Below are 22,847 nucleotides of genomic sequence, written 5' to 3'. Positions count from 1 at the left end.
ATTATAATGTTTCAATTTTATCACCAAATAAATACGTATATCGTTCTTTGGCCAATTCTAATTTAATTTCCAAATTCCTTATTTTCACCAATAGTTCCAGGTCTCTGTTCACGTAACTTTTAGCAGCAAAATTTGCGGCTTGCATTAACGCGTTTGGATTTTCTGAATTTAAATCCAGCATATTTTCCTGGTCTCGCTTTAAACGTTTTAAATTCAGCGCTAAATCTTCCACTTCCCGCTTATACATTAATTGGGCATCTTCATTGATTGCCTGGGCACGATCATCTAAAATCTGATCGTTATTTCGTTTTAATGAGCCTAAAAATGCAGCTCCTTTTTTATCATCTGCCATAAAAAATAGTTTTCTACAAAGTTAACTCTTAAAATAGCCATATCGTATCCCTGAATATGGGGAATTTTACCTGATCATCGAGCTGGAAAGCTTTGATCCTGTCCCGATTGTTTAAAACGAATGTTTTAAGAAATGCGTCAGCAGCCTGACTTAAAGTGATTTACTCTCTATTTTGATTTTAACAGGCGCGGAAGAACATAGAATATCCCTGAATACGGTTATCCTATTTTAAAAAAACCAACCCAACTTTGCAATAAAGTAACTCGTTATACTTTTTATAAAAATTTCAAGAGCTCTTGATCAATTATTTAAAAAAAAAACTATAAACCTATTGAAACGATGCTTAGTTTAGAATTAACTGAAAATACCTTTAAAATCAACACCGTCGCTATTGAATTTCCTGTTGGGATAGCACAGCTGGAGCAACTTATTAGCACAACCTACCGAACCATAAAACTTAAACATAATACCATTTTTACCTGGGATAGTTTAGGACTGGTAGCCTTTGCTAAAGACGGTAAAAATATAGAAAGTATAAGTCTTGAGTTAGAGAAAGAAACTTATGATTTTAGTCCGTCTCAAACATTCTCTGGCAACTTTATTTTTAACGGGGAAAACATTATGGATTATTATCGTAAGCATACGGAACAACGGGTAAAGTTGTTTAACGGTGATACTTCTGGCGCTTTGGTGTTAAATACGATAAGTGCCTGGTTTGATGTGCGAGAAGATAAGGTAAAGGCTATTGAAGTTAGTACTTACAAGCCTTATGATCGAGCGGAAGGAATCCCGAAAGACAAATATGTAATTCCTACACTTGATGAAGAGGTAATTTCTTTTACCGATTTAGGGTTTAAACTTTCGGTGATAGAAGAGTTAATGTACACCCAAGGTTTATTAAATCCGAAATTTGATGTGCACGAATTTGCCAAATGGTATGCCGACCGGGAAATTGATTTGGACGAAGAAGGCTACGAACCTATTGAAGAAGTTACCCAGTATTTTAAAGATTTTCCGGTTCCTAAACGCCTGGCTCCAAAACTTACCGAAATATACCAGGATGGCGGTAACGATATTTATATGAATTTGGTCCCCTTTGGTAGCGGTGAAGAGGACTATTGGGACATCAACACGGTAGAAGATGCAAAACACTTTCCTAACTTAAAAAAAGTAACCTTGTGTTACGCGAAAGACCACATTGTGGACGATTTTGAAAAATTAGGTATGGAAGCGGAATGGATTTAGACGTTCAGTAATCATAAATTACCGTGCATTCTGAGCTTATTGCAACAAATGAAGCTCGAAGAAATCGAGGCGATCGTGATTGATGGTTACACCATACTGGAAGAAAATAAATTGGGATTGGGCGGACATTTATATGAAAAACTGGATCGTAAAATACCGATTATCGGGATCGTCAAATCGCAATACCAATCGAATACCGCTAATTACAAAGCCTTATTGCGCGGGGGAAGCATACGTCCGCTTTATATTTCGGTCATCGGCATCGATTTAGACAAAGCCTATGAGCATATTCAATCGATGCACGGAAACTTTAGAATGCCCACCCTATTGCAACTGGTAGATACTAAAACCAAAGCAGAAAAAGGGTGAAGTTGTAGGAAGGATTTTTGATAAATTTAGAATTCTTACATTTAAGATTTTTCAGCAAAGCAACAAACCCAGTCACAGCAATATAAAATTCGACAGAATAGAAGCATTTTTCGTAAAGGGTTCGTAAACTTTTGCCATAGAATTATACAAGATGAAAATACTTAACAAAGGGCAGTATTACGGAAATCTTATGGTGGCACGATACTTACATCATTAACGGCAAAACCATCAATTCTATTGAGGCAAGAGGGGCAGGGGGTCAATTTATATTTATACTGCCAGCACTCCAATCGGTAGTGGTGATCACCGCAGGAAATTTTAGAAATGGAAAAGGAAATCAATCAAGAACTATTTTGAAAGATTACATATTACCTGCCATGATAGATTAAATTCATCGCATAAGGATGCTAATATTAAGTGTCATTAAAATAATTGATAGGTCTGAACGTTAGTAGCTAAATAAATAGTTTTTCAGAATAACGACTTGTCATGTTTTGATTTACAGAAGTATAAAACGGAGAGCTGCAATGATGCGAATATTAAAAAAGATGAAATATCCACTGATGATTGCTATACTGTTTTTAAATGTGAAGGGCATAGGACAGCAATTGGATGAATTGAAATCAATTATTGATTCCAAAGCCTATCCAAACATTGATGCAGTGGTTATTTCCCAAAATGACGCGATAATTTTCGAAAACTATTTTAACGGTTTTAAAAGTGATAGCCTGCATGACACCCGTTCTTCATTTAAGTCGATAACCAGTTTACTTGCCGGAATAGCTATCGATAAAGGCTTATTTAGCGTAGAGGATAAAATAGAGAATTTTATAACAGAATGGAAAAACGATCCAAGAGGAAAAATAACCGTAAAAAATCTTTTGGAAATGAAATCAGGCTTAGCCTGTGAGGGATTTTTTGGTATTGGGCCAGATTGCGAATCTGAAATGTGGGCAACAGACGATTGGCTTGATTACATTCTAAATATTCCATTGCGACACGATCCTGGTTTAAATTGGGCGTACACTTCAATAGAGCCGGAACTTGTGGGGATAATCATTTCAAGAACAAGTGGTCTTACACTTATGGAATTTGCTAAAAAATATCTTTTTGAACCACTTAAAATTACAGACTATAACTGGTATATAAAGCCAAATGGCGATGGTTATGCTGCGGGTTCATTTTTTATGAAACCAGTCGATATGCTAAAAATCGCAGAGTTGGTTCTAAACAATGGAAGCTGGCATGGTAAGCAGATCATTAGCGAAAATTGGATTAGTGAATCTATCAATTGTAAGACCGATGTAGAAATGTCTTTTACTCGTTTTGCCAGAACAGCTAATGCAACATATACAACCGCTAAATATGGATATTTTTGGTATCGGGAAAAACTGAAATATAAAGACATAGAAACCGAAGTGCTTTTTGCATCGGGGAATGGCGGGCAATATATGATGGTTCTTAAAGATTATAATGCTTCGATTGTATTTACCGGTAGTAATTTTGGAAATTGGAGGGGGAAATTACCTTTTGATATTTTATTGAAATATATTCTTCCGCAACTTTAAACCTTTAAATAAGCTCATAGAAGCATACTTATAAATGATAGCAATAAAACGTAGAAACCTTCTTAAAAATGCAATTGAACTCCGAAGATCAAAATTCAAAATGACCAGGATTATTTTTTTAGTAGTGATCACTTGTATCGTTCTATGCTCATCTGTAAATGGGCAGAATTGGAAAAATCCATCAGAGAGATATACAAACGCTTATAAAAAATATATCGATGCCACCTGCCCGATTCCTGACGATGATATTCAGCATTTTGTATATTTCTCAAGGGACAGAGAATCAATAATAGATCATCCGCTACTTTATATTTCCAGATTTAAAGGTGCCCAGATTATGTATTCCTGGAGAGCACTGGAAACCGAGAAAGGAGTATATGACTTTTCAAAAATTAAAGAAGATGTTGACTATCTTAAAAAGTATGATAAAAAGCTTTTTATACAATTGCAGGATGTCACCTTTGATACAAAATATAAAGCGGTTCCCGATTATCTGCTAACCGAAGAATATGATGGAGGCGCGGTATTTCAATACGATGATCGCGGTAAGCCAGAAGGTTGGGTTGCTAAGCGCTGGAATAAGAAAGTACAGGATAGGTTTGCCCATTTACTGATGGCCCTGGGGAAAGAATTTGGTGAAGTATTAGCAGGAATTAATCTTCAGGAAACAGCAATTGGAGTGAACGCTAAAACAGCACCAGATTTTACGGAAAAGGCCTATGTTGATGGCGTTAAAAATAATATGTTGGCATTGAAAAAAGCATTTCCAAAAGTGACCACTATGCTTTATGCCAATTTTTTTCCGGGGGAGTGGTTACCCTTTGAAGATAAAGGCTATTTAAAATCTGTTTATCACTATGGTGAAGAAATTGGGGTTGGTCTGGGTGGGCCTGATTTGATGATTACCAGAAAAGCGCAATTAAACCATAGCCTTGCCCAAATGCACGAAGGCGATTTTACCGTTCCACTGGGCATAGCTGTTCAGGATGGGAATTATATAGGAAAAACCGGAGCTGATGAAGATTATGATGAGGAAAATGATCAAATTAATAGTTCCAGAAAAAACCTGGTACCGGTATTATACGCATTTGCTAAAGATTTTTTAAAGATCGATTATATATTTTGGGTGAATCAAAAACCTTATTTTGAAGAAGATGTGATCAGCTGTTTTTCAAAATGATCTATTTGATAAAGTAGCCTATAACCGAATTGAAATTAAGATATTTGTCGCAATTCTATATTTTTAGGTTACAGCGGAAAATTATAGCTGATTTTCTGCAATGATTTATAATTCTGACTTGTAAACTTGAAAAATTTACTTAAAATATTAATTCTGATTTTGTTTCTAGCTGCTAGCAAAAAAGAAATGAAAAGTAAAATACAATCTCCTAAATCATCTGACTTTGATCTTGAAACGGACTTAATGGAGTTTAAGAAAAGAATGACAGATTTAGACACAATTAAGTTGTTTTTTAACCATTCGGTTTGCACATACGAAGGCTATGAAAAGATTGAAATTACTAAGCAATCGGACTCCATAAAAGTTCGGACAGAATTTAAGGAACTTACGACTTTTAGTAAAGATGATAGTCCTGAATGGAAGTTAGTTTATGAGAAAACAATATCAGAAAATGATACTATTTGGCCATTTGGAAAATTTATTGAACGAAACACAAATCGTAAAACTTATAAGAAGAAAAAACATGCAACTTTAATAATCGAAAACAAAAAAGATACCATTCAGTTTTATACAGACGGTTTGGTCGATCTAAATCACTTTTTAGAAGATTATTATCTTACTATGAGAAAAATATATCCAGAAAACAAAAATGGCATTTATGGATATGAGCCTATAGAGAAATAAAAAAATTGTAGAAAGACAATGTAATTTAAAAGCTGTCTGATAAGTTCCTAAACTTAATTCATTACAGATGAATATTTCAGAAAAATGATAGCCGATTTTTCGAAATGGTTCATACATAAAAAGGTTAGCTTCAAATTTAAATAAATGCAGATACTATTTTTAGCTTTAGGATTAGTTGGATTCATAATTACAATTTTTGGAGCTAGATGGAACTTTAGGTCTTTTCAAACCAAAGAAATTATTGGTTTTTCGATAATTGAATTAGAAAAAGAATTTGTAATAAAAAAGCCTGGATTATTCACTATCTGTATTATAGGAGGAGGATACCTTAACAATAATGATAATTTTCGCATCTTAGTTAAAAGTAAAGAAAATCAAAAGGTAATTGACCTTAAAGAAAATTGTATAAAGCCAAGATTTCGGAGAAACTGTAAAATAGGCATTGAATATCGCCAATTTAGTATTTCGGATTCTGGTATTTATAAAGTCGAAATTGAAAACGTAAAAGATTTAATTGTTAAAAAATCTATGCTTAAAACTAAACAGATTTTTCAATCTCCTTTGCCTATTAAAAATATCGAAGTATTAATTAAAGAGACTATACCGATTAGCAAGAAATTATTGGGTATAGTATTTTTTATATTAGGTTTAAATATGTTTTTTTGGGGAATAATATTAGGAATTACCCCTGAACTATTTGGATAAAATGAAATCTACTAGGAGCAATTTAGGCCTTGTAGACGCAGGACGAAACCATATAAACATAAAATTGGGAATTTTCGCTCTATTGAAAATTAGTAATCTTAATAAGGAAAAAAGAAAATAATAACTTATTTAAAAACCAGAGAAAAGAAACTAATCAAAAGAAATAAGTGTTTTCAATTACACAATTTCCTATATTCCGGATCGTTTCCAATATTAAAAAAATGAAATTACCTACAAGAATAAATGAGGTTTCAGTAAGTTCTAAAGTTGAGATTGGAGTATTTCCGCCAAACGGATTTCTAAAATTTGAAGAAGCAAGTTTAGGCAATGGAGACTACTTTGGTTTTTATTGGGAGTTTGGAAAAGAACACCAAGAACCAATTATTTGTGAAATGATTCATGATGAAGGAATTATTACTCCAAGTTTTTCAAGCTTAGGCAAATTTCTAGAATGGTATAAATTGAATGATTTTGAATGGGGAGAAGAGGAAGTGGAAGACGAAAATTTTACACTAAATTTTCTGAATAAAGGAAATGAGCAGCTAAAACAAAATAATCCTGAAAAAGCTATTGAATTTTATAAAAAGAGCACTGCAAATTTTAGAGAGTTAAGTGAAAATTGGTTCAAACTTGCTTCCCAACAGAAAAGAGTAGGGAACGAGCTAGAATTTCAAAAGAGTATTATCAACTCTATTCTATCAAATTGGGCGATAGAATTACCTTCTCAAAATGCGCTAAGAATGCTTAAAACTTTAAAGCCTATTAAGGAATTAAAAGATCATCCTTTAATTAAAAATCGTGAAAATTTTGAATTTGATTTTGGTGGGAAAAAGCAAAATGAGAACTATCAGATAATGCAAGAAATGATTACGGGATTAAATGAAATTGGAGATCGTAATAGGGCCTTAATCATGGAGCAGAATTATGCATTAATGATGTATAGGGAAACTTTTTCGTTCCAGGAAAGGTGTCATTTCAATATTGAGGACTGGAGAAAAGATTTTGCCTTAAAAACTAAAGAAAGAACAGATATAAACCAGTTTAAGACCACAAAAGGTTAATTGCGGCTAAACGCATAATTGATATTCGACCTTTTTTAGGTAAATTTATTTTAAGCAGCTATGACTTGGTAAAGTAACTCTAAACTATTATACTCTAAAACTTTACCTGCAGGCATAACATCAGTATTAAAAAATAGGGACACACTTGTGATCTGGATTTCGGAGAATCATCCTGAATTAAAGGGATTTTTGCAAGATCAAAAGAAGATTGGAGTAATAAATTACTTAAAAGCGATAAATTTGTATACACAAATAACTGAAGAATAAATGGGCGCAACCAAAATTTGCCTAATACATGGGTATACCGCATCCAAAACCTCAAATTGGTTTCCATCATTCAAGAAAGAACTGCAAAGTGAGAAAATAGATGTTATTATTCCGGATATGCCTAATTCAAAAAATCCTCAGTTTGAAGAGTGGATTAGTCATATGGAAAAAGTGATAACACATTATGACGAAAACACTATTTTTATAGGACATAGCTTAGGATGTGTAACACTCTTAAACTATCTAAATACCAATAGGCTGAATACTGTAAAAGGGCTTATTCTGGTCTCCGGGTTTATTGAAGAAACTCCTATTCCCGAATTGCAACAATTTGTTCAATCAGAATTGGATTTTGAATACCTCATTAATCTAACTGAAAATCGCATAGCCATATCTGCAATAGATGACGATATTATACCGTATGGATATTCAAAGCGCATGGCTGAAAAACTAAAAGCAAAATTCATATTATTAAACAAAGGCAAACATTTTATTGATAGGGATAATTTCGTCAATTTTCCATTCCTGGTTAAAGAGGTTAAAAAGTTAATAGAATAAACCAGTTGCGAACATAAAACAGCAAACGTATGTTACAAGTGTACTTTTTTATTCACCAAGGTTACTCTAACCGCTTATAACGATCGATATTGGGCAAATTTGTAAGAACAATCTACAAATGGAGAAGCTATCGGGAACTACAATAAACCATAACCGAAACAGCCATTAATCCTTTAAACCAAATCTAAACAACCTATAACCAGTATATAACTAAAGAAATATAGGATAAAGAATTTACATTAAATAGAAAGCGATTACAAACGCAATTACCGAGATGATAATTCCTAACATAAAGACCGTATAGGTTAATCGCAGTAATAGATATTTACGGTGTAATACTTTCCCCAATAAATGTAGATCGAGCATTAAAGATTCGTATACATAATCCTTATCCTGGATCATTTCATTAATACCCCATTTAAATAAATCGAACGGCATTTTGTGAAAATTTCCGAAGAAAAGAAGATTAACATCACGATTTTTTACCTGCTCTTTAGTAAATTCTCCAGTGGTTACATTTGGCCGCGTAGACATGATCGATAAGATCATTGAAGCCACACTAAAAAGCACCAATACCAGTGTAGGGATTAGCAGGTGGCGATTACTAACCGCATCTAATTTTGGGATGAGGTTTGAGATCGCTAAAGAAATAATAATCGCATTTACCGATAATAAAATGTTGGCTTTGGTATCTGCAATATCACTTAGCTTAATATGGTTTCTTAAAGTGACCCTAAACAGGGTTTGGATACTTCGCTCTGGATTATCATTTTTATATTTGGCTTTAAGCCTTGCTTTATGCTCTTCTTTATTTAGTTTTTTCTCTCGCTTATTTTGTTTTTCAACTAATTCCAGTAGGTTTTCTTCCTTAGCCTGATTCCAGTTCTTTAGGGCATAATCGGTATAAAACGTATGCTTTTCAGTGAGCATTTTTATGTTTTCCATAATCCACTCACTCGAGCTGTAATTTTTGCGATTATGTAACTGAAGCTCCTGTCTTAAAAGTTCACTGGTTTCCTCGTAATATTCTTTAGCAAAATGGGAAGAATCGGCATCTTTTATAATCATCTCTCCGATATCCTGCGGAGTATGGCTAAATTTTGTAGCCAGAATATATTTAGCCACCATATCGGTAAGCTCCTGGGTGGCATTATTCTCTTCTAGGAAGCTTTTGGCTATTTTAACGCTAGATTCTTCGTGGTTCTCGTGACCTTCAGTATATCCGGTGTCGTGAAACCATGCAGCCAGCTTAAGCGCTTCCTCTTGTTTAACATTAATTTCAGAATGTTCAATTAATTCTTCAGTACTTTTAACAACTCTTTCGGTATGCTTGTAATTGTGATACAGGAAAGTGTTTGGAAGTTTTTCCTTGAATAATTCAAGAACGTAATCATCAGCTTTATCTAATAGGTTGTTCATCTATAAAAGTACTAGTTTAACAGATGCCAAATTACAAAAATTTGTCTAACAACATTTATGAAAAGAAATAACTACTTCTGTTTTTTAATAATTTTAACTGTTTTAGCTTCCTGCACAAGCTCGGCACCAAAATATCGTAAGGGAGAACCCACTTCTAATTTTGGATATCCTGAAAATAAGCAAGTTGAAAAAACTTTTTATTTGTTAGGGGATGGGGGATATTCTCCTGAAGGGGGAACCTCTAAGGCCTTAATTGTGTTTAAAGAATTTATAAAACAGCGCGACACCAGAGGGGATTATGCGATATTTTTAGGTGATAATATTTATCCCGTAGGTATGCCACCCAAGGATGATCCTTTACGCGAACAATCGGAATATCGATTAGATGCGCAATTGGATGCCGTTGAAAATTATAACGGAAAAGTAATTTATATTCCCGGCAATCACGATTGGTATAGTGAACGTATCGATGGTTTAGAACGCCAGGAAGAATATCTTATCGAACAATATGGCGATTCTTTAGACTGGTCACCCAGTACGGGATGTGGGCTTGAGATTAAAGAAATTTCTGACGATATACAGATGATTATTATCGACTCGCAGTGGTATCTCGAAGACTGGGATAAAAGTCCTACGATTAATGATAATTGCGACCAGATAAAAACCAGGGAAGCACTTTTTACTGAAATTGAAAGTGAGCTGAAAAAATCACAAAATAAGACAACAATCATCGCTTTACACCATCCTATTTTTTCCAATGGGATTCATGGAGGGCAATATAATTTTAACAGACATTTATATCCATCACAAAAGAAAATTCCGGTTCCGGTGCTAGGATCTTTAGCGATGTTGATAAGAACCACCGGTGGAATTTCTATTCAGGATCTCCAAAACGAACGTTATAAGTCACTTTCAGACCGATTACGCACAATGGTTAAAGGAAGGGAAAGAGTGGTCTTTGTTTCAGGGCACGAGCATACACTTCAGTATATTGACCATGACGGAATTAAGCAAATAATCTCTGGCTCAGGTTCCAAAGAAAACTATGTAGCCTTAGGAACAGATGGTTTGTTTGCGTTTTCATTACAGGGTTTTGCGGTATACGATGTTTTTAAGGATGGCTCTTCCTGGGTTAGTTATTATCGAAATAAAGATAACAAACCAGCATTGATGTATCAAAAGGAAGTTTTTCCTTCTCCCAAACCTTATAAGCTAGGGGATTACCCGGATTCATTTCCGCAGAAAAAAACAGCCAGTATTTATCCTGATGAGGATGTTGAAGTAAGCGGAATCTATAAAACGCTTTGGGGAAAAAGATATAGAAAATTATACGGAACTGATGTGGAATATGAGGTAGCCGATCTTGATACGCTTTACGGAGGCTTACAACCCCTACTCGAAGGAGGGGGACACCAAACCGTATCGATTAGGGTAAAGGATTCTTTAGATAGAGAATACAATATAAGAAGAATAAGAAAAGATGCCGTACAGTTTTTGCAATCTGTAGCCTATAAAAGTACACCCATAGAAGAGCAATTTAAAAATACTTCTGCTGAAAATCTGATTAGTGATTTTTATACTTCAGCACATCCATTTGCATTTTTAGCCATTCCTACGTTATCAGAAGCTATTGGTTTGGCCCATACAAATCCTAAGATATTCTATTTGCCAAAACAGGATAACCTTGGTGCTATGAATGAAAATCATGGTGATGATGTGTATATGATTGTAGAACGACCGGAAGAGCACTGGTTAGATAAGGAAAGCTTTGGATCACCAAATCATGATATTGTGAGCACTGCAGGGATGTTTGAGCGCATAAGAAAAGATGAGAAGTATAAGATTGATGAACCTTCCTATGTAAAAGCACGCATTTTTGATATGCTGGTAGGCGATTGGGACAGGCATCAGGATCAATGGCGCTGGGCAGAGAATGAAGATGAAGACGGAAACCGAACCTTTACGCCAATACCAAGAGATCGTGATCAGGTATTTTCGAATTTTGATGGTGCCTTTTTTGGAACTTTACGCTCTCTGATAGGTTTGGCAAATCAATTTGCAGTGTATGATAAGAAATTAAATAATGTTGAATGGTTTAATATTGCCGCTATTGGTTTAGATCGCTCCATCCTTCAAAATACCGGAAAAGAAACCTGGTTAGAGCAGGCCAGATTTATTCAGGAAAATATTACCGATAAGGTGATCGAAGATGCCTTTTCTAAACTCCCGCCAGAGACTAATGGCGAAATTACAGAGGGAATTATTGAAAATCTGAAAGGAAGAAGGGACAATATTGTGGATATCGCTGAAAGATATTATGATTATTATGCAAAATTAGCGATTGTAACCGGTACAGATAAAGACGATTTTATCGATGTTACCCGTATGCCTGAAGGGAAAACCAAAGTAACGATTTATAGAAATAAAAAAGGAAAAAGAGCCGATATCGTAAGTGACTTTGTATACGACAAGCAATACACCAAGGATATTTGGGTTTATGCATTAGACGATGATGATATTATTACTGTAGATGGCGAAGGCGATAACCTTATCTATGTAAGGGTTATAGGTGGGCAGAATAATGACATTTACAGGATAAGAAATAAGAAGAAACTGAAAATCTATGATTATAAGTCTAAACCTAATACCATTGAGGAAGGAGCCGATGCCAGATTTAGATTTACAGATCAATACGATTTAAATATTTATGATAAAGACAAAAAAGTTTTTAGTTCGACTTCTATAATGCCGGGAATAGGTTATAACCCAGATGATGGATTAAAACTAGGTTTTAAAGCACTGTACACGATTAACGATTTTAAAAGAAATCCTTATACTTCGCAGCATGAATTAAAAGCCGGTTTTTATTTTGCTACAGATGGATTTGATCTAAGTTATAAAGCAAGGTTTGCGAATATAATAGGGGATTATAATCTACAGTTAGGAGCCCATTTTACAAGTCCTAATTTTTCCAGAAACTTTTTTGGTTATGGAAATGAAACCATAAATCTGGATGATGAATTTTCATTAGATTACAATAGGGTGAAAATAAGCCGTGTTGGTGGAGATGTTGGTTTGGTAAATGAAACTCCTTTTGGTAGTTATTTTAGTTATAAGGCAAGTTTTGAAACCATTGAAATCGATAACACCAGAGGGCGTTTTATCGATCAATTTACACCAGAGAATCCCGATGGCTTTTTTGATAGAAAGTATTTTGCCGGTCTCGACGCCCTTTACCGTTACGAAAGTTATGACGATGTGTTAAATCCAACCCGTGGGATGCAGTTCGACTTAAATTTAGGTGGAAAATTGAATACCGCCGATACCGATCGTAAGTATGGGTATTTTAAATCGTATTTAGAGTTCTATAACTCATTAATTCCCAGTAGAAAGCTGGTGTTAAAAAGCCATGTGCAAACGCAAATAAATATCGGTACAGATTACGAATTTTATCAGGCAGCTGTTTTAGGAGGAGGGTCTGGTTTAAGAGGATATAGATTACAACGTTTTACGGGTAAAAGTGCATTTGCTACAGGAGGTGATATTCGATATAGCTTCAACCAGTTTAAGACGTCATTTTTGCCTTTTCAGATTGGTGTATTTGGAGGATATGATATTGGTAGGGTATGGCAAAAAGATGATGGCAGTCATATATGGCATGACAGTTATGGCGGCGGTATCTGGATTAATAGCGCTGAAGCGGTAAACGGAACCTTGCATGTATTTAACGGAGACGAAGGCTGGCGTTTCAGTTTTGGGTTTGGATTTAGATTTTAAATAAAATAACATGATTTACTTAAAAGCCTGCATGATAGCAGGCTTTTTTGTTGGAACTAATTTTATATTCGAAAGTTAAATAAAACTTAAAATTTAAGAAACCTTTAAATATATAACGAGTTTTTTAGTTATTAGTGGATATCAATCAATAAATCATCATTTTATGTTTAAAAAAATACTGGTACTGGCCATAGGACTTTTCAGTATCTCCTTATCTGCACAGAAATTTGAAATCTCAGGAAAATTAATCGATAAAGAAAGTAAAGCTCCCCTTGAAGCTGCTACAGTTTTTGCCGAATCTGTTCGGGATAGCACCCTTGTTACCTATACCATTACCGATAAAGATGGAGCGTATAAATTAATAGGGAGGACATCTTTGGAGGCCGTAAATGTGTATGTTTCTTTCGTAGGATATGTACCATACGAGCAAAGAGTAAGTTTAAAAGGTGACAGGATGATAAGGCTAGATCCTATAGAACTCGAATTTCAGGTAGAAGCCCTGAGCGATGTTTTGGTGAAAGCAAGAAGAGCTCCGGTGACGATCAAAAAAGATACGTTAGAATTTAATGCAGAATCTTTTAAAACCAAAAAGGATGCAACGGTGGAAGATTTGCTAAAAGAACTTCCCGGAGTAGAGGTAGATGCCGAAGGAAATATTACGGTTAACGGTAAGCCGGTAAATAAAATTCTGGTGAACGGTAAATCATTCTTTGGAGGTGACGATCCTACCATAGCCACCCGAAACCTAACCAAAGAAATGATTAGTAAAATTCAGGTTTCCGATACTAAATCAGATTCCGATGCTTTTACCGGTGAAACCAGTAGTGGCGAAAATAAAACCATCAATATCACTATAGATGAAGATAAAAATAAAGGTGTTTTTGGTCGGGTATCTGGTGGTGGCGGAACAGATGAACGTTTTGAATATGCCGGCCTGGTAAATTATTTTGATAATGATCTACAGATAAGTGCACTTGGCGGTGGTAATAATATTAATTCTCCCGGTTTTAGTTTTGGTGAAATCGAAAAGATGTTTGGAGGAGCCAGAAGTGCAAGTATATCAAGCACTGGGGCATTTAGTATTAACGGGAGGAGTTTTGGGTTTGGTAGCGGTATTGTAAATTCTAGAACTGGCGGACTTAATTTTGCGGATTCATGGGGGAAAAGTTCAGAAATTTCAGCCGATTATTTTTACTCGGGATCAAATAATTATGAAGAAACCCAGGGTGAACGAACAAATATCTTACCCGATAATCGCTATTTTACCGAGAGTTATTCTAAGACTGAGGGAAATACAGATCGCCATCAGGCTAATATGAAGTTTACAACGAAGCCAGATAGTACCTGGTTTATAGATGTATTACCATCTTTCAGCTATACAAAGGCCGAAAATAATTTTAAAAGAAATTCTCGTACTTATGATGAAGATGGCGATTTAACTAATCAATCTGAAAGTGATAACCAAACCTTTAGAGATGGGCAAACTTTTGGGGGCAATTTTAATATAAATAAAAAATGGAACAACGGATCTTCACTTTCATTACGCGTTAACGGTAATTTAGAAAATAATGATTCAGAATCTTATATAGTAACTTCAGCAGAGACTTTTGGTGATGACGATCAATTAATCGACAGGAATCAATTTACTGATGGAAAACAGGAAAACAATACTATTAATTCTACTTTAAGGTATAGGCTACCGATCGTTAAAGAGAAATTTTTTCTGAATTCTGAAATGGGGTATGGAAATGATTCTAGAGATGATAAGCAATATGTTTATGATCTTAATGATGCTTCTGGAACCTTTGATGACTTTAATTTGGAACAGAGTACAGATTTTGAAAATGTAAATGAATTTTATCGCCCAGAATTTGGATTAGATTTCAATACAGAAAAGGTAAATATAGGAGTAGATGTTGGTTATGTATATCGAGAATTGACGAGTAGCGATAATCTTCGTGATTTTAATTTTTCACAGGATTTTGATGCTTTAGAGTACGATTTCAATTTTAGTTATAGAATTAATCAAAAAATGAGTATATATTCTTCTGTCTCCAGAAGAAATGATGCACCAGGAGTACGCCAATTATCACCTTATGTTGATATTTCAGATCCATTAAATACCATTCAGGGAAATCCAGATCTTAAGCCTTCTAATGAAACCAATTTTTATATAAACTTTAATAATTACGATTTTCAAAAACGAAGTGGTCTTTATGCCTATGTAAGTTTTACAAAAACAGATGATCAGGTGGTATCAAGATCTGAGGTAGATGACAATTTTGTGCGTTCTACAACGTATGATAATGTTGATGGAGCTTATAATGGGTACGGAAGTTTTAGTTATAGTAAGGATATTGAGCTTGATACTTTATCTAGTCTAAGAGTAGGCTTTGGCCTTTACGGGAATGTACAACGAAGCTTAAATTATAACAACAACGAGATCTACGATCGGGATTCCAGATTAATAGGCCCTACTTTAAATTTAACTTATAAACTGGGGGACTTTTTAGAGCTGCGTCCAGGATATAACATGAGATTTAATACCGTAGAATTTGATACTGATGCTTTTGACGATTATGAGTTTACAAGACATGAATTTCGTCTTCGAACAACCACCAATTGGCCTAAAAATCTGGAATGGCAAAATGATCTGACCTATTTTAATAACCCGAATGTAGGGCAGGCTTTTCAGCAATCTACGGTACTTTGGAATAGTACATTGACCTATTCCATACTGGATAATAAAGGAAATATTAGTTTAAAGGCTTTTGATTTGTTGGATCAAAATACCAACACTCAGCGGCAATCAGAATTAAATTATGTAGAAGATGTTCAAAGCACGGTGCTGCGAAAATACTTTATGTTAGGTTTCAGCTATAAGTTTAATACCTTGGGGAAAAAAGGAGTGATTGAAGATAGAAACTTCTTCTTCTGATAATATGAAGAGTGCTAATTCAAAAAAATAAGGCTTTTGGGATTCCCAAAAGCCTTATTTTTTTGAAATGGAGAACTAATTATTCTTCCTTCGCTTTTTCGCTTTGATTTAAGCTTAAATTATTTGAAAAATCAATCGTTCTAATTGGGAATGGTATATTGATATCGTTGTTGTCAAAGGCCTTTTTAATGGCTATAATAGCTCTGCTTTGCGCTGAAAGAATATCAAAGTTTTTTCTGGCATCCGTCCAAAACCTTACCGTAAAATTAATTGAACTATCTGCAAATTCATTGTAAAGAAATTCTACTTCTTCTTCACCATTCTGCGGAAATAATTCGGCAATCGTATCTACAGTCAATTTTTTAACCATTTCCAGGTCTGAATCGTAATGCACCCCGCAGTCGACAAAAATTCGGGATCGCTCCGTTCGACTAAAATTCTTAAAAGCTTCATCTACAATTTTAGAGTTGGGGATCACCACATAATTATTGTCAGATTGTTTAATCTTAATACTTCTTAAGTTAATTTCAATTACCGTTCCCGCATAGCCATTGGTTTCTACCCAATCACCAATTTGCAGCTCAGGTAAAAAGCTTAAGATCACTCCAGAGAAACTATTATTAAGAGGTCCCTGTAATGCCAAACCTACCGCTAAACCAATTACTCCTGCCCCCGCAAGTATAGAGGTAAGTAATTTGTTTAAGTTAAGCAGTCCTAAAGCCACAAAAAATCCGGTAAGGATAATGATAGCTTTAAGTACTTTAATGGTAATTTCCCTTATAGAATCCTGTTTTACTTTTCGAATTAAAAGTCGGTTTACTAACTTCCCTATCCATTTAGCAATAAACCAAAAAAGTATAAAAACGAGAACTGCCAAAACAATATTTGGCAGATTCACGATTAAGCTGTTAAGCCATCCTGTAAGTTTATCAACTAAGGATTCTAATGATTTTTCAATATCAAAGCTTTTTGACATGTAATTTAACGGAATTATTCAGCAGGAATAGCTTTGTGATTTTCAGTTGTTTTCATCTTCCAAGCATCCAGCATCCAGCTTGTTTTCTCAAGTTCTCTAATATAAGCACCAATTAAATCTATAGTTCCTTCATCACCGGCAGCATCTGCAGCTTTCACTACTTTTCTCATTTGTACCAAGATCGTTCCATGATCTTTAATAAGCTGATCGATCATATCGTAGTCGGTAAGTTCAGAAATTGATTCTTCTAAATTCGACATTTTTAAATAATCACTAAGATTACTTGTTGGTTGAAAACGTAAGGTTAAAACACGTTCTGCAATTTCATCTACTTTCAGCTTCGCATCATCATACATTTCTTCGAATTTTTCATGTAAATCGAAGAAATTTTTGCCGATTACATTCCAGTGAAAATTTCTTAATTTCTGATAGTATAAGTGGTAATCAGCCAGTAAAATGTTTAACTCATCTACAGTTAAAGCTATTTTTTCCTTGTCTAATCCTAAATAGTTCATAGTATTTGTTTATAGTTTTTTTAATTTCAATACAAAAATACAATACTTAGTTGATGTTTTATAGCGTTTAATAGAAGTTTAACGCTATAGCGCAATCAGCCTATTCTATAGGTCTATTTTGTTTCATATCAAGTTTTTTGTTCATTTCATCAGATACCTGACCGCTAGAAACACCGTATCCATCAACTAAAGTTCCTTTTTTACCATTCTCTGTGGTGATTGCATATAGTATCGCATTGTCATCTGGATTACTCATGCCTTCAAATCGCAATACTTTATCAACATCGAATTCGTGAACACTAAATTTTTCGTTTTCCGACTTTATTTCCAGATGCTCATCCAGAAGATTAAAATCATATTCGTAGCCTTCTTCTAATTTTAGTTTATTTATTGCTTGGGAAAGTGTTCCGTAATCTTTCATATTTCGTTAATTTTTCAAGTGGTTTGAAATGTTAAATTACGTTGAGATCGCCTTATTTCCAAGTGATTTGGTTGGTTTAGTATAAGTTTAACTCGCTTTGGCTATTCCTTAATAGTTGATGATTTAATGATCTTTTTTCCTGCTGAAAAGCCCTATGGGTAAGACCAGTAAAAAGAAAAAGTACCAACCGGTTACCAGGCCAATAATGGTAATTATGGCAGCGATAATATAAAACCAGTAAGAATTAAAGAATTTCATAAAGAAGATAGATAATAGCTATTATAAAGAGGACATAAAATAACCAGTATGGTCTAAAATGATTTGGATCATTGCCCAATAATCGGATAGTGAGCTTATAATAAAAACGTCTGTTTTTGGCGATATGATTATAAGCATGATCGCTTATTTGCTGAAACAATGCGTATTTATGATACCAGTTATGCCATTTTTTATTGCCTGCAAACCACATAGCTTTATAAGCAGAGTCTGGACCGGAAAAAACTCTTCCGTCTTTCGTAATAAGTCGGCTGGCTTTTTTGAATTCTTTTTCGGGAATATCAGGAAAATCAAGGGCATGTTTTTGTAGCGTAATATATTTAATCTTATTCCCTGTTCTTTTTTTCCATCTTGTTTTCCAGAATTTGCAAAATCCACAGTGACCGTCCCATACCAAGACAGGGGTGTTGGGGTTATGTGTTGTAAGTTCTATCTTTGTAAACATGAAAATAAGATTGCCCGGTCACATATTCGTCGAATTTATTTTTTAGCAACGTCAAAAATGCTTTTCTTTGGGGTAAAAACCACATTTAAACTTTAGGTTGAAGGTATGAAAAATAAAATCACCTTAAAAGAGCTTTCTAAATTGCTTAACGTTTCAGTTTCTACTGTTTCTAAAGCCTTAAACGACAGCCCGGAAATTAGTCAGAAAACAGTGGAGCGTGTGAAAGAACTGGCCGCACTACATAATTATCGTCCTAATCCGGTAGCTGTTAATTTAAAAAGCAGCAGGAGTGGGACCATTGGTGTGATTATTCCTAACATTGCCAATGTCTTTTTTGCTAAAGTCCTATCGGGGATAGAAGCAAGGGCACAGGAAGAAGGCTTACAGGTAATCACCTATATATCTAACGAATCTTACGATCGTGAAGTTCAGATTATAGATCATTTAACCTCTGGTTTTGTGGATGGTGTTTTACTTTCTATTGCCGAAGAAACACAACGTAAGCGTTCATTCGAACATATTTATAATTTAATCGATTATGATATCCCAGTGGTGCTTTACGACCGTATTAATTATGATATGCCTGTAGATAAAGTAGGTGTAGATGATGCGGAAAGTTTTAAAAAGGTAACCACAAAACTCATCAAAAAGGGAATCAAGAAAATTGGTGTGGTTTCAACCATTCTTCACCTGGTTAATGGTAAGGAAAGGATTAGAGGATATCAGGAAGCTTTATTGCCCAGTATGAAAGAGCATATTGCAGCTTCAACAAGACGGGAGTTTCTGGAAGAAAAAATTCACGAGATTTTAATCGATGATAAGGTAGAAGCAGTGCTTTGTTGTGATACTGAAAGTACAATGAGAGTGTACCGCTATGCTTACGAACATAATATTCGTATTCCCGAAGATTTAAAGGTTGTTGGTTTCTTAAATGAAGAAATTACGTCTTATTTAACCCCATCAATTAGTTATATAGAGCAAAATCCTCGTAAAATTGGAAAAGGAGCGATGAAGCTTCTTGGAAGACGATTAAAAGGAGAAGCCGAATTAAATAAAACTACAGAAAAAATTATCAAAACTAAATTGGTAAATTTAGAATCGACTACGTTCGATTCTGAACATTAATTATCAATATTTTGATAGACACAAATAAACAGGCAAAATTAACCACCAGTACGGTACTTGTTACTGGTGGCGCCGGTTTTATTGGTTCTAATCTTTGCCAAACTCTTATAGATCTTAATGTAAAAGTGATTTGCCTCGACAATTTTTCTACCGGAAAAAGAGCAAATCTTAACGCATTTAAAGCTCATCCCAATTTCACTTTACTAGAAGCCGATATTTGTGATGCCAAGGCGTGTTTAAATGCTTGTAAAAATGTCGACTATATTTTGCATCAGGCGGCATTAGGATCGGTTCCCCGTTCAATTAAAGATCCACAAACCACGAATAATGTGAATATAAGTGGATTTTTAAATATGTTGGTTGCCGCTAAAGAAAACAAGGTAAAAAGATTTATTTATGCGGCAAGTTCTTCAACTTATGGTGATGCCTCAGCTTTGCCAAAAATCGAAGATAATATTGGGAACCCCTTGTCTCCATACGCAATCACAAAATATGTAAACGAATTGTACGCCGATGTTTTTCAGAAAACTTATGACTTAGACAGTATTGGTTTGCGTTATTTTAATGTATTTGGGAGACATCAGGATCCAAATGGAGCTTATGCAGCGGTAATCCCAAAATTTGTGAAAAAACTAATGGATCATCAATCGCCTTTGATTAATGGTGATGGGAGCTTTTCGCGAGATTTTACCTATATCGACAATGTGATCCAGATGAATTTACTGGCAATGCTTACCGATCATCCGGAAGCTGTGAATCAGGTATATAATGTGGCCTATGGCGGAAGAACAAATCTGAATCAACTTGTTGAAATATTAAAGTCAGAATTATCTAAATTTGATCCTGAAATTTCAGGAATTTCAGCGAAATACGGTCCCGAGCGCCAGGGCGATGTACCACATTCGCAGGCATCGATCGAAAAAGCTAAGAAATTACTTGGATATCAGCCAGAATTCTCGGTTACCGAAGGTTTAGCTGAAGCCGTTTCCTGGTATTGGAATAATTTAAAGTAAATGACACAAAAGAAAATAGCAGTTATAGGTCTTGGATATGTAGGTTTACCTTTGGCGCGTCTTTTTGCCACGAAGTATACCGTTGTTGGATTCGATATTAATGACACTCGAATTAGCGAATTACAGCAGGGAAAAGACAAGACTTTAGAAGTTGAAAATAAAGATTTAAAAGCAGTTTTAAAAGAAACTAATTCTGAAGAAATTGGTTTATTCTGTACGTCAAATTCTGAAGATATAGAAGACTGTAATTTTTATGTCATTACTGTTCCCACTCCGGTAGATAAAAACAACAAACCAGATCTTACCCCGCTTTATAAAAGTAGTGAAACCGTAGGGAAAGTGTTGAGAAATGGAGATATCGTGGTTTATGAAAGTACTGTTTTTCCTGGAGCTACTGAAGAAGAATGTGTGCCGGTATTAGAGAAGTTCAGCAAGTTAAAATTTAATAAACACTTTTTTGTAGGCTATTCTCCAGAACGTATAAATCCCGGTGATAAAAAACATACAGTCGATAAAATTTTAAAGGTCACTTCAGGTTCTACCAAAGAAATTGCTGAAGAAATCAATGCTATTTACGCCTCGGTAATTACCGCGGGAACCCATTTGGCACCTTCAATAAAAGTAGCCGAAGCGGCTAAAGTGATTGAAAATTCGCAACGTGATATCAATATCGCTTTTGTAAACGAATTGGCAAAAATCTTTAATATTTTAGAGATCGATACTAAATCGGTGCTGCAAGCTGCCGGTACAAAATGGAATTTTATTCCGTTTACTCCAGGACTTGTTGGTGGGCATTGTATTGGTGTAGATCCTTATTATCTGGCTCAAAAAGCCCAGGCGGTAGGCTATCATCCTGAAATTATCCTTGCCGGAAGACGTATGAACGATAGTATGGGACAATATGTCGCTGCCGAACTGGTAAAGCTGATGCTGAAAAAAGATCTTAAGGTTAAAGAGTCTAATATTCTTATTTTAGGATTTACCTTTAAGGAAAATTGTCCAGACGTTCGTAATACCCGGGTTATCGACGTTTATCGCAATTTGAAAGATTATGGGGTAAATATTTCGGTGTATGATCCTTTAGCAAATCCCGAAGAAGTGCTGCATGAGTATGGTGTAAAAACCTTAAACAAAAAACCCAATGCTAAATACGATGCTGTAATTTTAGCTGTCGCCCATCAGGAATTTCTAGAAATGGATTTGGAAGAATTGAAAACCAAAAACGCGGTAATTTATGATGTTAAGGGTGTTTTAGGTGAAAAAGCCGATAAAAAACTGTAATTTTTTATCCAATTTCAGGTTTAGTTTGCTGTAATTTTTAAAGCTAGTTTAATATGTATCGTAAATACGTAAAAAGTGTATTCGACTTTATTTTTGCGCTGTTTACGCTAGTCCTTTTTCTGCCATTTTTTGTACTCATCATTTTATTTATCCCTATTTTCGATAGGTTTCATCCCTTTTTTATTCAGGATCGGGTAGGGAAGCATACCCAAAGTTTTAGAATTTACAAGTTTAAAACGATGAATGATAAGAAGGATTCTGAAGGGAAACTTTTACCGGAAGAACTTCGCGTTACCAGGTTAGGCCGATTTTTAAGACAATCGGGTTTAGATGAAATCCCGCAACTTATTAATATTCTAAAATTTGAAATGAGTTTTATAGGCCCGCGACCTTTGCCGGTATATTATATTAATCTTGACGATAAGTTACAGCGAGACCGGCATCGTGTGCTGCCGGGAATTACAGGGCTGGCACAAATAACCGGTAGAAATTCGCTAAAATGGCCAGAGAAATACCGTCTTGATAATTATTATATCGAGCATCAAAGTTTTTGGATGGATCTTAAAATTTTATTGAAGACCATTTACAGTGCCAATGGTTACGATGCAGTAAATTTTGAACATGTAATTCCTAAAAAGAAAGCAGAATAACCTATATTTCCTAAAATTCATT

At 34.8% G+C, this 22,847-nt stretch carries 21 protein-coding genes; 14 read left to right on the top strand and 7 right to left on the bottom strand.

All coding sequences use genetic code 11. The features are described 5' to 3' along the window. Position 1: 1 nt before the first annotated feature. Positions 2–352, bottom strand: coding sequence for a hypothetical protein (locus L1967_RS11375; protein WP_249601751.1), 351 nt, complete (start codon positions 350–352; stop codon positions 2–4). A gap of 339 nt (positions 353–691) precedes the next feature. Between L1967_RS11375 and L1967_RS11370 the strand changes: the two genes are divergently transcribed. The 8 genes from L1967_RS11370 to L1967_RS11335 all read left to right on the top strand — a co-directional run bounded on the left by L1967_RS11370 (position 692) and on the right by L1967_RS11335 (position 7,989). Further along, a complete protein-coding gene (locus L1967_RS11370; RefSeq protein ID WP_249601750.1) occupies positions 692–1,597 on the top strand; it encodes a DUF6892 domain-containing protein in 906 nt (301 codons plus the stop codon). A gap of 48 nt (positions 1,598–1,645) precedes the next feature. After that, a complete protein-coding gene (locus L1967_RS11365) occupies positions 1,646–1,966 on the top strand; it encodes an endonuclease V (RefSeq protein ID WP_249601749.1) in 321 nt (106 codons plus the stop codon). Between the two features lie 548 nt (positions 1,967–2,514). Further along, positions 2,515–3,534 (top strand): serine hydrolase domain-containing protein, encoded by a 1,020-nt coding sequence (locus L1967_RS11360; RefSeq protein WP_249601748.1) that lies wholly within the window; start codon positions 2,515–2,517, stop codon positions 3,532–3,534. A gap of 100 nt (positions 3,535–3,634) precedes the next feature. Further along, positions 3,635–4,714 carry a hypothetical protein gene (locus tag L1967_RS11355; RefSeq protein ID WP_249601747.1) on the top strand — a complete coding sequence of 360 codons (1,080 nt, stop codon included), beginning with the start codon at positions 3,635–3,637 and terminating at the stop codon, positions 4,712–4,714. Between the two features lie 126 nt (positions 4,715–4,840). Beyond that, entirely contained in the window at positions 4,841–5,398 is a 558-nt protein-coding gene (locus L1967_RS11350; protein ID WP_249601746.1) for a hypothetical protein, read from the top strand. A gap of 144 nt (positions 5,399–5,542) precedes the next feature. Further along, complete coding sequence (locus L1967_RS11345; protein WP_249601745.1) at positions 5,543–6,103, top strand: hypothetical protein; 561 nt, start codon at positions 5,543–5,545, stop codon at positions 6,101–6,103. 221 nt (positions 6,104–6,324) lie between these two features. After that, entirely contained in the window at positions 6,325–7,164 is an 840-nt protein-coding gene (locus tag L1967_RS11340) for a hypothetical protein (protein WP_249601744.1), read from the top strand. A 267-nt stretch (positions 7,165–7,431) separates the two neighbouring features. After that, on the top strand, positions 7,432–7,989 hold the full coding sequence (locus L1967_RS11335; protein WP_249601743.1) for an RBBP9/YdeN family alpha/beta hydrolase: 558 nt from the start codon (positions 7,432–7,434) through the stop codon (positions 7,987–7,989). 234 nt (positions 7,990–8,223) lie between these two features. Here L1967_RS11335 and L1967_RS11330 read toward each other — a convergent pair whose 3' ends face one another. Beyond that, positions 8,224–9,408 carry a Pycsar system effector family protein gene (locus L1967_RS11330; protein ID WP_249601742.1) on the bottom strand — a complete coding sequence of 395 codons (1,185 nt, stop codon included), beginning with the start codon at positions 9,406–9,408 and terminating at the stop codon, positions 8,224–8,226. A 57-nt stretch (positions 9,409–9,465) separates the two neighbouring features. On the opposite strand from L1967_RS11330, the gene L1967_RS11325 reads away from it, so the two are divergent. Beyond that, positions 9,466–13,185, top strand: a complete 3,720-nt coding sequence (locus tag L1967_RS11325; protein ID WP_249601741.1) for a metallophosphoesterase — start codon at positions 9,466–9,468, stop codon at positions 13,183–13,185. 163 nt (positions 13,186–13,348) lie between these two features. Beyond that, positions 13,349–16,123, top strand: coding sequence for an outer membrane beta-barrel protein (locus L1967_RS11320; RefSeq protein WP_249601740.1), 2,775 nt, complete (start codon positions 13,349–13,351; stop codon positions 16,121–16,123). Positions 16,124–16,202: 79 nt separating this feature from the next. Here L1967_RS11320 and L1967_RS11315 read toward each other — a convergent pair whose 3' ends face one another. The 5 genes from L1967_RS11315 to L1967_RS11300 all read right to left on the bottom strand — a co-directional run bounded on the left by L1967_RS11315 (position 16,203) and on the right by L1967_RS11300 (position 18,756). Continuing rightward, on the bottom strand, positions 16,203–17,099 hold the full coding sequence (locus L1967_RS11315; protein ID WP_249601739.1) for a mechanosensitive ion channel family protein: 897 nt from the start codon (positions 17,097–17,099) through the stop codon (positions 16,203–16,205). A 14-nt stretch (positions 17,100–17,113) separates the two neighbouring features. Then, on the bottom strand, positions 17,114–17,614 hold the full coding sequence (locus tag L1967_RS11310) for a Dps family protein (protein WP_249601738.1): 501 nt from the start codon (positions 17,612–17,614) through the stop codon (positions 17,114–17,116). A 100-nt stretch (positions 17,615–17,714) separates the two neighbouring features. Then, positions 17,715–18,035, bottom strand: a complete 321-nt coding sequence (locus L1967_RS11305) for a phosphoribosylpyrophosphate synthetase (RefSeq protein WP_249601737.1) — start codon at positions 18,033–18,035, stop codon at positions 17,715–17,717. Positions 18,036–18,158: 123 nt separating this feature from the next. After that, on the bottom strand, positions 18,159–18,293 hold the full coding sequence (locus L1967_RS22265; RefSeq protein ID WP_262917439.1) for a hypothetical protein: 135 nt from the start codon (positions 18,291–18,293) through the stop codon (positions 18,159–18,161). After that, positions 18,280–18,756: a thiol-disulfide oxidoreductase DCC family protein gene (locus L1967_RS11300; RefSeq protein ID WP_249601736.1), complete on the bottom strand. Its 477-nt coding sequence runs from the start codon at positions 18,754–18,756 to the stop codon at positions 18,280–18,282. Before L1967_RS11300 ends, L1967_RS22265 begins: the two co-directional genes overlap by 14 nt. Positions 18,757–18,861: 105 nt before the next feature. Between L1967_RS11300 and L1967_RS11295 the strand changes: the two genes are divergently transcribed. Genes L1967_RS11295 through L1967_RS11280 form a run of 4 tightly spaced genes read left to right on the top strand, consistent with a single transcriptional unit; the run spans position 18,862 to position 22,825 of the window. After that, positions 18,862–19,881 carry a LacI family DNA-binding transcriptional regulator gene (locus L1967_RS11295; protein ID WP_249601735.1) on the top strand — a complete coding sequence of 340 codons (1,020 nt, stop codon included), beginning with the start codon at positions 18,862–18,864 and terminating at the stop codon, positions 19,879–19,881. A gap of 11 nt (positions 19,882–19,892) precedes the next feature. Next, positions 19,893–20,894, top strand: coding sequence for an SDR family oxidoreductase (locus tag L1967_RS11290; RefSeq protein ID WP_249601734.1), 1,002 nt, complete (start codon positions 19,893–19,895; stop codon positions 20,892–20,894). Next, positions 20,895–22,175, top strand: coding sequence for a nucleotide sugar dehydrogenase (locus L1967_RS11285; protein WP_249601733.1), 1,281 nt, complete (start codon positions 20,895–20,897; stop codon positions 22,173–22,175). It begins immediately after the preceding gene. A gap of 53 nt (positions 22,176–22,228) precedes the next feature. Continuing rightward, a complete protein-coding gene (locus tag L1967_RS11280; protein ID WP_249601732.1) occupies positions 22,229–22,825 on the top strand; it encodes a sugar transferase in 597 nt (198 codons plus the stop codon). The last annotated feature ends 22 nt before the right edge of the window (positions 22,826–22,847 follow it).

Source organism: Zunongwangia pacifica (assembly GCF_023499215.1).
Taxonomy (GTDB): domain Bacteria; phylum Bacteroidota; class Bacteroidia; order Flavobacteriales; family Flavobacteriaceae; genus Zunongwangia; species Zunongwangia pacifica.
This window is presented reverse-complemented; position numbering and strand designations above follow the sequence as displayed.